This is a genomic window from Methanobrevibacter sp. UBA188 (assembly GCF_905234905.1).
GTDB lineage: Archaea > Methanobacteriota > Methanobacteria > Methanobacteriales > Methanobacteriaceae > Methanocatella.
In genome coordinates this window covers 1-10,955 of the sequence record NZ_CAJOJM010000045.1, presented here as the reverse complement: position 1 = coordinate 10,955, position 10,955 = coordinate 1, and the positions used below count along the sequence as shown (strand labels likewise).

Sequence of the window (10,955 nt, the reverse complement as noted above, 5' to 3'; positions counted from 1 at the left end):
GGACACTTATTATTAAAAGCTGGTGCAATCGCTGAACAACAATTAGATGACGGAGAAAACAAATTCAGATTTGTTATGGACAAATTAGGAGAAGAAAGAGAAAGAGGAGTAACTATCGATTTAGCTCACCAAAAATTCTCCACCAAAAAATACGACTACACTGTAGTAGACTGTCCTGGACACAGAGACTTCGTTAAAAACATGATCACTGGTGCTTCCCAAGCAGACGCTGGTGTTTTAGTAGTTGCAGCAGACGACGGTGTAATGCCTCAAACTAAAGAACACGTGTTCTTATCCAAAACTTTAGGTATCAACCAATTAATCGTTGCTATCAACAAAATCGACTTAGTTGATTACTCCGAAGACAAATACAACGAATTAAAAGAAGAAGTATCAAACTTAATTAAAACCGTAGGATTCAACCCTGCAGATGTACCTTTCATCCCATTATCTGCATTCGAAGGGGACAACATTAACGATGCATCTCCTAACACTCCTTGGTACAAAGGTGACAACTTAATTGATGCATTAGACAAATTAACCCCACCTGAAAAACCTACTAACTTACCTTTAAGAATTCCTATTCAAGACGTCTACTCCATTACTGGTGTAGGAACCGTACCTGTAGGAAGAGTTGAAACTGGTGTAATGAAAAAAGGTGAAAACGTTATCTTTGAACCTGCTGGAGCTTCCGGAGAAGTTAAATCTATCGAAATGCACCACGAAGTATTCGACTCCGCTGAACCTGGTGACAACATCGGATTCAACGTAAGAGGTGTAGGTAAAAACGATATCAGAAGAGGAGACGTTGCAGGACACACTGATTCCGCTCCTACTGTAGCTAAAGAATTCGATGCACAAATTGTTGTTTTACAACACCCTGGTGTAATTACCGTTGGATACACTCCTGTATTCCACTGTCACACTTCCCAAGTAGCATGTACTTTCTTAGAATTATCCAAAAAATTAAACCCTGCTACTGGTGCTGTTGACGAAGAAAACCCTGACTTCTTAAAAACCGGTAACGCAGCTATTGTAAAAATCAAACCTACCAAACCTATGTGTCTCGAAAACGCAAAAGAAATCCCTCAAATGGGTAGATTTGCTATCAGAGATATGGGTCAAACTGTTGCAGCAGGTTTATGTCTTAACATTACCCCAGCAAAATAAGTTTGTAAACAATAATTAGAAAGTATTTCATACTTTCTTTTCTTTTTGTTTTTTTGGAGGAGAATAAATGAATCAAGCAAGAATTAAGCTTACAGGAACTGACCCAGAAAAATTAGCATACGTATGTGATCAACTTAAAAAAATTGCTGAAAGAACTGGTGTTGACTTATCTGGTCCTATTCCATTACCAACTAAAAAATTAGTTGTACCTACAAGAAAATCTCCAGATGGAGAAGGTAAAGCTTCTTGGGAAAAATGGGAACTCAGGATTCACAAACGTTTAATCGGTATTGGAGCTGATGAACGTGCAATGAGACAAGTTATGAAAGTCAATGTTCCTGATAATGTTAGTATCGAAATTGAACTTAAAGGATAAATATTTAGAATCCTTCTAAATATTCCTTTTCATATGCCGAGATAGTCTAGTCTGGTAAGGCGCAGGACTTGAAATCCTGTGAGGTTTCCCTCGCCTGGGTTCAAATCCCAGTCTCGGCGTTTACATCTATTTTTAAAAAAAGTTTTTTAATTTAATATCTAATTCATCCATATTAGATACAATATCATTTTTATTTAATTCATCTATTTTTGGTCTTTGAATCATTATTACTGCAATGTCCTTTTCATTTGCGGCCTGTATCTTTTCAACGACCCCACCTATTTCACCGCTTTCCTTTGTAATCATTGCTGATGCATCATATCTTTCAATAAGCTCTATGTTTTCTTCAAGGCTTGCAGCTCCTTTCATTGGGATGATGTGGTCTGGGTCGATGTTTAGTTTTTCACATTTTTCAAGTGAGCTTTCCACCTTCAGAATTCTTGGATAGAACCTTTCGGCGGGAACATATTTCAGGATGTCTTCCATGGTGTTGGCTCCTGCAAAATGCAGAACATTTCCTTCATTGAAACTCTCAGCTATCAATTTTCCCGCATCGTCAAATGATTCTACATAATGGATGTGTGATGTATCGATATTTTTCAGGTCGGTGATGGGTCTTTCAAAGCGAAGATATGGAATTTTTAACTCTTTTGCTATGCTTGCGCTGGTTTGTGTAATGTGCTTTGCAAATGGGTGGGTTGCATCAATAAGAATGTCAAAGTCATTTTCATTTATTATATTGATGATTTCATCCTTTGGAAGCGGACGAGCTATGGTATCGTCGCTTCCGCCTTGCATGGCCAGTTTTGCACCATATTCTGTGGTGGTTGTCGTTAGGATGTATGCATCATATCTGCTTTTAATAAATTCTATGATGTTTGTTGAGTCCTTAGTTCCTCCAAGCAGGAGTATTTTCATTTCATCACCTTGTCCATTATCTTTTGAGTTATCAGTATTGTTGATGATACAATCAAAATTATTATCCAATCAATCATGTCTATTGATGTGGTTCTGAATATTGTCTGCAGTTGTGGAATGTATAAAATCAACAGCTGAAGCAGGAATGATATGATGATTCCTAAGTAGAGGAATTTGCTTGATTTTTCTGAGTTTGCCCTTCCATTGAATGCATTCAGCAATTGGTACACTACAAATAATGTGAATGCAACTGTCATTGCCTTTGTTGTTGAAACGCCGGTGGATATTTCATATGTGAATACGCATATTGTTCCGATTGCCATCACTATGCCTAAAATCAATATCTGAAGCATTGTATTTTTGGTCAGTATGTCTCCCTTTTCAGGAGGCCTTTCCATAATGTCCCTTTCAGCTCCTTCAATACCGAGCATTTGTGCTGGTGGTCCGTCCATTACGATGTTGAGCCATAGCAATTGTGCCGGATTGAATGGCAGCGGCAGATTCAGAAGGGAAGTCCCAACGATTGTCAATATTGCCCCTACATTTGTGGAAACCTGATATTTGACGAATCTTTTGATGTTGTCATATATTTTCCTTCCCCCTTCAATGGCTTTCACGATTGTTGTAAAGTCATTGTTTTGAAGAATCATGTCTGATGCTTCTTTTGCAACATCTGTTCCGTCACCCATTGCAACTCCAATTGATGCTTTTTTAAGTGCTGGAGCATCATTTACTCCGTCCCCTGTCATTGCAACAATGTTGTCCAGTTTTTTAAGTGTTTCCACGATTTTCATTTTCTGTGTTGGTTTTACTCTGGCATAGACTTGAATTTCCGGAGCGATTTTCAGGTATTCCTCGTCGCTTAACCTGCCCAGTTCTTTCCCGGTCATTACCTTTCCGTCGGTTAGAATGCCTATGTCTTTTGCAATTGCACAGGCTGTCTTTTCGTGGTCTCCAGTAATCATTATGATGCCGATTCCTGCATTTATGCACTCGTTTACGGATTTTTTCACATCCTTTTTAGGTGGATCGATTAAACCGAGCAGTCCTGTAAATGTCAAATCTTCTTCAGGCGATTCGGTGTCATTTATCTTGTATGCAAATCCGATTGTCCTGAGTGCATGTCCGCTCATTTCACCAATCTTTTCAAGTATCATTTCCTTAGTTTCAGCATCAATAATTTCAATACTTCCATTTCTATCTATGTATTTACATTTGTCTAAAATTATTTCTGGAGCACCTTTGGACAAAACAATATTATTTTCACCATCCAATATGTGTATAGTAGTCATCATTTTACGATTGCTGTCAAGTGGTATTTCATCAATCCTTTCAAGTGATGCATCGTATTCCTTGCAATGCTTTAGAATGGCTCCATCGGTTTGATCTCCGATGATTTTGTCATTGTCAAGAACTGCATTGTTGCATAATTTTCCTATTAAATGTGTTTTATCTTCATTTGTGTAAAAACTCTCGACTACAGTCATTTTATTTTCAGTCAATGTACCTGTCTTGTCACTGCAGATGATAGTACATGATCCTAAAGTCTCAACTGATAAGAGTTTTCTGACGATTGCATTGGACTTTGCCATTTCAGACATTCCAAGGGCAAGTGTCAATGTCAATACGGCCGGAAGACCTTCAGGAATTGCTGCAACTGCCAGTGAAACTGCAGTCATGAATGTTTCAACAAGAGGTATTCCCTTTAAAAACTCCATGATGAATATGGCTATACATACGACTATTGCAATTGCAGACAAGGTCTTTCCAAGTTTTCCAACACGCTTTGCAAGAGGGGTTTCCTCATCATCCTCCTGGACAATGTCTGCAATTTTTCCGATTTCTGTGGCCATTCCAATGTTTTCAACAACGCCAAGTCCGTTTCCTGAAAGGATGTTGGAGTCCATGTAAAGTTTATCGTCAATCTCTTTTGCTACCGCTTTGGACTCTCCTGTAAGTTGTGATTCGTCACAGCTGAGGGAATTGCTTTCAATCAAAACCAAATCTGCAGGTACCTTTGAACCTTCTTCAAGAACTACGATATCTCCAACAGTCAATGTTTTTGCATCAATTTCCCTAATTTGGCCTTCCCTTTTTACGATGGCATGCTTTGTAATGAAGCTTTTAAGGCTTTCAATGGCCTTTTGTGATCTGTACTCCTGGATAAATCCCATAATCACATTCAGCATAACCGCAAGGATTATCACTCCAGCATCGATAACGTCTCCAATCGCATATGCCGCAACTGCAGCAACGATTAAAAGTCCAATCAGGATATCTACGAATTGGGATAGAAATAGTATATATAATGGTGTAGGCGGTTTTTCAGCAATTTCATTCAATCCGTATTCCTTCTGTCTTCTTTCAGCTTCACTTGAGCTGAGTCCGTCCAGTGATGTGTCGTATCGGGTAAGTATGTCACTCATGTTATCACCTTAAAATGTAAAAGCTTGCCCTGTTGAAATTTTTCAGTTTCATTTTAACTCCAGGCGTATTCAAATCTTCGTTTGTCAATGGTTTGATAATCAATTGGCAGTTGATTTTTTGAGCCAGATTTACCAGATGGGGCTGCAGTTCACTTGGGGGCCTTATTGAATAAATCATGTCAACGCCTTCATATATCCTAAAGTCGGGATTTGTAATGTCGTCTTTTATCACGCTTTCATCGGCAGGGCTGATGTCTGTTTTGATTAATGTGATGTTTTCCCTTGAAGACAGCACCTCTGCAATCATGTCGAATTTTCCAACTGCAACTTCTGCAATTCGGGCGTCTTCATCTCCAACCTCATTCAGGATATACTCTGCGAAATCTTGCCACATTTTATTTACTCCTTAGATTAATTTAATTAATCAAAATTATTAAATATATGCTTTTCTATAATATTTTTTTGTATGAAAGTTAGAAAGTTTGTTCCAAAAGATTTAAAGAGGGTTTTTGAAATTGAAAACATGTCATTCGACCAATCATATGGAATAAACATGTTTCAGCAGTTGTATGAAATGGGAATTGGTTTTTTGGTAGCTGAAAAGGACGATTATGTTGTCGGATATGTGATGTTCTGGGTAAAATATGAAAATCAGGGCCATATAATTTCTATAGCTGTTGATAAAAACTATCGCCGTCAGGGAGCTGGAACAGAATTGCTCATACGTGCAATTTCCATTCTTTCAATGCTTCCGATTGATGCAATCTATCTTGAGGTTAGAGAAAGTAATGCTGGTGCGGTTGAGTTTTATGAAAGGTTCAATTTCATAAAGGATCGTGTGGTTCCGGGATATTATGAAAGTGGCGAAGGAGCCATTATAATGTATTTACCTATGGAAAGGGGTAAAGTTGCCTATAAGTAAGCTTTTGTAGTCTGTTAGAACTTCCGGCGGGATTGAACCTGTCATGTATAGCACTGCAATTATCACAAGGTAGAACAGTATTATAGCAATCTGAATGTATCCGTGTCTTTTTGCACTAGGATCTTTTCGGGTTATTAGATAAATTGCAATAAGAAGTCCGATTATGCTTCCAAGCACTGCAAAGAAATATCCAATGAATATCAGCAATCTGCTGGTTTTTTTGTATTCAATCTCAGGTCCTGTTGAAAACTCTTTTTTAACCACAATAGGTTTGATTACATTTTCCTGGTTTTCAAAAGATTTCTTAAAAATTAAAGGGCTGCCGCATTTGACGCAGTAATCCGCTTCATCAGGATTTGTAAATCCACATAGGGGACATGTGTGTTCGTCATGCTCAACTTTCGGAAACTCATATCCACATTTTATACAAAATCCATATATATCGTCACCTGCGGAACCGCATTGCGGACATCGTCTCATCATAATATCACTTATTTTATTAATTAAATATTAATTGTTTATATATTTTTTTAATTGGTTTTTCAAATAATTATATTAAAGTTGTAATAGATAATATTAGTTAGCATGATTGAAAAAATAGAGATTACTCAGAGATTTAATTTCAAGCGCCTCAATCGCCATTATGAATGTTTTACAATTGATTTTCTGGCCAATATGGCATACTATAAAATTTCAGAGAGGGGCAGCGGCGACAAGTTTTTGGATGAAAACAGCCTATGCGACGATTCATGGATAGATATTTTGGTGGATTTGAGACGCAATATGACCAGCGAGATAAGAAGATTTAAAGATAGTGATGCTGGTGATTTTTTAGGTCATTTCAATGATTTGAAGCTGTTTGAAAATTATCAGTCTGAAAAGTTCTCCTATTTTGAAAAGATAGAGAGGATTTACTCATGCATTGTGATAATCTATTCCTCAGATGGCTATGAGGAATATTCGTTTAAGAATAATTTTCCTCCGAATTGGATTGAATTCGGCAAGCTTTTGTGTGACTTCTTAGGCTTTGACGTACTGCATCTCAACCATCAAAAGGCACTGGCCACTCCATTGTATCATGACCTCAAAAGGGATGGAGTTTATTCAAACGGAGTTAAGCTTGATGTAAAATGCATAGAATTCGGTCATTATCGCTGTTATCCTTATGAGCTGCCAAATCCAAGACTGATTATTAATTTTGAAAGGGGTACGATTGATGGATATATTGAAGGGGAACTTACCTCCTCTGTTCGAGAGTTGATTTTAAATCTTCTTGAAAAGTATCATGTTTACATGTGGAGCCAGAATGAATATCATCTGAAGTCAAATGCATATGATCCTGATGATTTGGAAGGTTATGACTGGTATCTTGAGATTGTCTTTAAGGGGGATGTAATCTGGCACATATTCGGATATAATGACTATCCCGACACTTACGTTTTACTTGCAAGGGAAATAATGGACATTACCGGAATGGATTTGCTTGAAATGAATACCATCGACGATGACAATCTTAAATTATTTGAAAAATATGGAAATGCTAAATTAGAGTGATTTTTTCATTAATTATTTATATTTAAAAAAAGATATTTATTACTATTATATTAATTTAATTTTTATAGGGATAACATGGCAGACGTATCATCAAAAGAATTATATGAATTTAAAAAAACCTTAAAAGAGTTATCAAATAAAAGAGGTAGAGGTACAGAGCTTGTTTCCGTTTATATTCCACCAACTAAACAATTAAGTGATGTTGGTAAGCACATGAGAGATGAAATGGGTCAGAGTGCTAACATTAAGAGTAAACAAACAAGAAAAAATGTACAATCTGCAATTGCTGTAATTTTAGAAAGTATCAAGTTATACAGACAGCCTCCTGAAAACGGGCTGGTTCTTTTTGTTGGAATGATTCCAAAAGGAGGTCCAGGTACTGAAAAGATGGAAAAATACATTATTGAACCTCCTGAACCGGTTACAACCTATTGGTACAAATGTAACAACGAATTTTTCGTTGAGCCTCTGGAATATATGATTGAAGAGCGTGATGTTTATGGTGTTGCTGTTATTGACAGAAACGAAGCAACCTACGCTACACTAAAAGGTAAAAAAGAAACCATTTTAGGTCATTTGACCAGTGGCGTTCCTGGAAAACACAAAGCTGGGGGACAATCACAAAGAAGGTTCGACCGTGTAATTGAAGATTTGGCTCACCAGTTCTTGAAACGTATTGGGGACCATATGAATGAAGCATTCCTTCCTTTGAAAGATGACTTGAAAGGAATCATTATCGGTGGGCCGGGTTTTACCAAAAAGGATTTCTATGATGGGGAATACTTGCATTATGAACTTAAGGAAAAGGTAATAACTATTGTTGATACTTCCTACACTGGTGATGAGGGTATCCGTGAAGTAATTGCCAAATCTGCTGATGACTTGGAAAATCTTGATGTAATGCATGAAAAGAAACTTGTCCAAAGATTCATCAAGGAACTGACCAAAGACAAAGGCCTTTGCTCTTATGGTGAAAATGAAGTCAGAAACAATTTGATTATGGGTGCTGTTGACATTTTGCTTTTATCTGAAGATTTGACAAGCATGCGCAAAGTGTTGACCTGTCCAAGCTGTGGCACTCAAAAGGAAGTTACAGTTAAGAATCAATCAGAAGCTGACGGCCTTAAGGAAAAATGCCCTAACTGTGGTGAAACCTTAAAAGAAGAATCTTCCATGGATCTGGCTGACGATTTTATTGAAAAAGCTGAAGAAATGAATACTGATGTCGAGTTTATTTCTACTGAAACCGAAGAGGGAATGCAACTCTTCAGGGCTTTTGGTGGAATTGCTGCGATATTGAGGTATTATGTTGAATATTAATCACATTAATTCTGATGTGGTTATTTTCCATTTTTTTTTTAAACTGATACGTAAGGGTTTTCATCTGGAAACATTGTTCTTTTAGATTTTGGAGTGTAAAAATCACTTAATCCTTCTTCTTTTCTTATTTTATTTATTAATTTAAAGAATAACTGTTTATCTATGGTGTTTTCTTTATTGATTTCCATATATAATGAATGCATGCTTCTGTTTTTTGATAAATAGCTGTTTTTCAATTCATCATATTGGGATTTGGTAATTTTCATTATTTTTTTCTCCATTTGTCGATTAAATTTAAAATTTGCTATGTTACTGTAGATTATTATGTAAATTATTGTATATAAAGAGATATGCTTTTTTCATTTTGGTATTATTTTGTTTATTTTTATATGTGAAATTGGGGATTATGTTCGTTATTTTGGGTGGTGGTGTTAAATTATCTGTACATTTTAATTTTTCACTACTCGGAATTCTTTGGTGGCAAATGTATTCCGACTTTGTACAATAATTGATAATTTTAGTTAGACATTGTGAATTAATATCCAAAAAGATTTAATTATTTTCTTAATATTTTTAATATATATTATAATATGTATAAGATAAATCTAATTTTTTTTGAATAATATATGTATATTTTTATCAAATATTGAAAAATATTTAAATACTATGAGATTCAAATATCTAATTATATTGTTAAAATATGTTGCTTTCATAAAAATTATTTTAATAATATTAATTAATTCAAATTATAAATTTGGAGGAATGTTTTTTGTCATACGTAGATGAAGTAATAGAAACCATTATAGAACAAAACCCTTCCGAACCTGAATTCCACCAAGCTGTACGCGAAGTATTGGAATCCTTAAGGGTTGTAATTGAAGAAAATGAAGATGAATTTAAGAAAAACGCACTTCTTGAAAGATTAACAAATCCGGAAAGACAATTTAAATTCCGTGTCCCATGGGTAGATGACAACGGACAAGTACAAGTAAATACCGGATACCGTGTACAATTCAACGGTGCAATAGGACCTTACAAAGGCGGATTACGTTTCCACCCATCTGTAAACCTCGGTATTATTAAATTCTTAGGTTTCGAACAAATTTTCAAAAACTCCTTAACCGGTCTTCCAATTGGTGGAGGAAAAGGTGGATCTGACTTTGATCCTAAAGGAAAATCCGACAGAGAAATCATGGCATTCTGTCAATCTTTCATGACCGAATTATGCAAATACATCGGAGCAGACACTGATGTGCCTGCTGGAGATATCGGTGTAGGTGGCCGAGAAATCGGTTTCTTATTTGGTCAATACAAAAGAATCAGAGGATTATACGAAGGAGTATTAACTGGTAAAGGATTAACCTTCGGAGGATCCCTTGCAAGAACCGAAGCTACCGGATATGGATTATTATACTTCACTAACGCTATGTTAAAAGCTAATGACATTGACATTGCAGGTAAAACCATTGCAGTTTCCGGTGCAGGTAACGTAGCAATTTATGCAATCGAAAAAGCTCAACAATTAGGTGGTAAACCTGTAACCTGTTCCGATTCAACAGGTTGGATTTACGACCCTGAAGGAATCGACGTTGAGTTATTAAAAGAAGTAAAAGAAATCAGAAGAGAAAGATTAACCGCATATGCTGAAGCTAGAGACAGTGCTGAATACCACGAAGGCAAAGGCGTATGGACCATTAAATGTGACATCGCTCTTCCATGTGCTACCCAAAACGAATTGCAATTAGAAGACGCTAAAACATTAGTTGAAAACGGAGTTTTAGCAGTTGCTGAAGGAGCAAACATGCCAACCACTATTGAAGCAACCGAATTCTTACAAGAAAATGATGTATTATTCGCACCGGGTAAAGCTTCAAACGCTGGTGGAGTAGCAACTTCTGCACTTGAAATGTCACAAAACTCAGAAAGATTATCCTGGACCTTTGAAGAGGTTGATGGTAGACTCCAAACCATTATGGAAACCATTTTCGAAAATGCTGCAGCTGCTGCTGAAGAATACGGCATGGACAAAAACTATGTTGCAGGAGCAAACATTGCAGGATTCAAGAAAGTTGTTGATGCTATGAACGCACAAGGAATCGTATAGATTTTCTTGTTTCTTTTTTCTTTTTTAGATTATTAATCATTTATCTTAATAGTGAAAGAATACTCCGACCTCTTTAAGGTCGGAGATGAATTTCACAAAAAGGCATCTGAAGATATTAGTTTTCAAATGCTCTCTCTATTTCTTTATATATTATTTATTATTTAA

General features: G+C 36.3%; 11 protein-coding genes and 1 tRNA gene. 7 read left to right on the top strand and 5 right to left on the bottom strand.

Annotation, left to right across the window (positions count from 1 at the left end):
- The 3 genes from tuf to QZ143_RS08100 form a co-directional block, all read left to right on the top strand.
- On the top strand, positions 1–1,170 hold a 1,170-nt coding region (gene tuf, locus QZ143_RS08110; protein ID WP_292882986.1), incomplete at its 5' end, for a translation elongation factor EF-1 subunit alpha.
- A 67-nt stretch (positions 1,171–1,237) separates the two neighbouring features.
- The gene (rpsJ, locus tag QZ143_RS08105) at positions 1,238–1,546 is read left to right on the top strand and encodes a 30S ribosomal protein S10 (protein ID WP_042691424.1); all 309 of its coding nucleotides are present in this window, start codon (positions 1,238–1,240) and stop codon (positions 1,544–1,546) included.
- A 35-nt stretch (positions 1,547–1,581) separates the two neighbouring features.
- A tRNA-Ser gene (locus QZ143_RS08100) sits at positions 1,582–1,665 on the top strand.
- 13 nt (positions 1,666–1,678) lie between these two features.
- On the opposite strand, the gene cobK is transcribed toward QZ143_RS08100, so the two are convergent.
- Genes cobK through QZ143_RS08085 form a run of 3 tightly spaced genes read right to left on the bottom strand, consistent with a single transcriptional unit; the run spans position 1,679 to position 5,284 of the window.
- The gene (gene cobK, locus QZ143_RS08095; protein ID WP_292882983.1) at positions 1,679–2,464 is read right to left on the bottom strand and encodes a precorrin-6A reductase; all 786 of its coding nucleotides are present in this window, start codon (positions 2,462–2,464) and stop codon (positions 1,679–1,681) included.
- Positions 2,461–4,890 carry a calcium-translocating P-type ATPase, PMCA-type gene (locus QZ143_RS08090; protein ID WP_292882981.1) on the bottom strand — a complete coding sequence of 810 codons (2,430 nt, stop codon included), beginning with the start codon at positions 4,888–4,890 and terminating at the stop codon, positions 2,461–2,463. The genes cobK and QZ143_RS08090 overlap by 4 nt, the downstream gene beginning before the upstream one ends.
- 4 nt (positions 4,891–4,894) lie before the next feature.
- Positions 4,895–5,284 (bottom strand): UPF0146 family protein, encoded by a 390-nt coding sequence (locus QZ143_RS08085; protein WP_292882979.1) that lies wholly within the window; start codon positions 5,282–5,284, stop codon positions 4,895–4,897.
- A 72-nt stretch (positions 5,285–5,356) separates the two neighbouring features.
- Between QZ143_RS08085 and rimI the strand changes: the two genes are divergently transcribed.
- Positions 5,357–5,812, top strand: coding sequence for a ribosomal protein S18-alanine N-acetyltransferase (rimI, locus tag QZ143_RS08080; RefSeq protein ID WP_292606469.1), 456 nt, complete (start codon positions 5,357–5,359; stop codon positions 5,810–5,812).
- On the opposite strand, the gene QZ143_RS08075 is transcribed toward rimI, so the two are convergent.
- The gene (locus QZ143_RS08075) at positions 5,777–6,295 is read right to left on the bottom strand and encodes a zinc ribbon domain-containing protein (RefSeq protein WP_292882976.1); all 519 of its coding nucleotides are present in this window, start codon (positions 6,293–6,295) and stop codon (positions 5,777–5,779) included. The genes rimI and QZ143_RS08075 overlap by 36 nt on opposite strands.
- A gap of 102 nt (positions 6,296–6,397) precedes the next feature.
- On the opposite strand from QZ143_RS08075, the gene QZ143_RS08070 reads away from it, so the two are divergent.
- Together QZ143_RS08070 and prf1 are read left to right on the top strand one after the other, a co-directional pair.
- Complete coding sequence (locus QZ143_RS08070; RefSeq protein WP_292882973.1) at positions 6,398–7,366, top strand: hypothetical protein; 969 nt, start codon at positions 6,398–6,400, stop codon at positions 7,364–7,366.
- Between the two features lie 75 nt (positions 7,367–7,441).
- Positions 7,442–8,686, top strand: a complete 1,245-nt coding sequence (prf1, locus tag QZ143_RS08065) for a peptide chain release factor aRF-1 (protein ID WP_292606474.1) — start codon at positions 7,442–7,444, stop codon at positions 8,684–8,686.
- Between the two features lie 38 nt (positions 8,687–8,724).
- On the opposite strand, the gene QZ143_RS08060 is transcribed toward prf1, so the two are convergent.
- Positions 8,725–8,952, bottom strand: a complete 228-nt coding sequence (locus tag QZ143_RS08060) for a hypothetical protein (RefSeq protein WP_292882970.1) — start codon at positions 8,950–8,952, stop codon at positions 8,725–8,727.
- A gap of 503 nt (positions 8,953–9,455) precedes the next feature.
- Between QZ143_RS08060 and gdhA the strand changes: the two genes are divergently transcribed.
- Entirely contained in the window at positions 9,456–10,790 is a 1,335-nt protein-coding gene (gene gdhA, locus QZ143_RS08055; RefSeq protein ID WP_292606478.1) for an NADP-specific glutamate dehydrogenase, read from the top strand.
- The last annotated feature ends 165 nt before the right edge of the window (positions 10,791–10,955 follow it).

Bases quoted from the DNA above. Each gene is read 5' to 3' on its own strand.
- rpsJ (WP_042691424.1), top strand. From the start codon at position 1,238: ATGAATCAAGCAAGAATTAAGCTTACAGGAACTGACCCAGAAAAATTA.
- cobK (WP_292882983.1), bottom strand. From the start codon at position 2,464: ATGAAAATACTCCTGCTTGGAGGAACTAAGGACTCAACAAACATCATA.
- QZ143_RS08090 (WP_292882981.1), bottom strand. From the start codon at position 4,890: ATGAGTGACATACTTACCCGATACGACACATCACTGGACGGACTCAGC.
- QZ143_RS08085 (WP_292882979.1), bottom strand. From the start codon at position 5,284: ATGTGGCAAGATTTCGCAGAGTATATCCTGAATGAGGTTGGAGATGAA.
- rimI (WP_292606469.1), top strand. From the start codon at position 5,357: ATGAAAGTTAGAAAGTTTGTTCCAAAAGATTTAAAGAGGGTTTTTGAA.
- QZ143_RS08075 (WP_292882976.1), bottom strand. From the start codon at position 6,295: ATGATGAGACGATGTCCGCAATGCGGTTCCGCAGGTGACGATATATAT.
- QZ143_RS08070 (WP_292882973.1), top strand. From the start codon at position 6,398: ATGATTGAAAAAATAGAGATTACTCAGAGATTTAATTTCAAGCGCCTC.
- prf1 (WP_292606474.1), top strand. From the start codon at position 7,442: ATGGCAGACGTATCATCAAAAGAATTATATGAATTTAAAAAAACCTTA.
- QZ143_RS08060 (WP_292882970.1), bottom strand. From the start codon at position 8,952: ATGAAAATTACCAAATCCCAATATGATGAATTGAAAAACAGCTATTTA.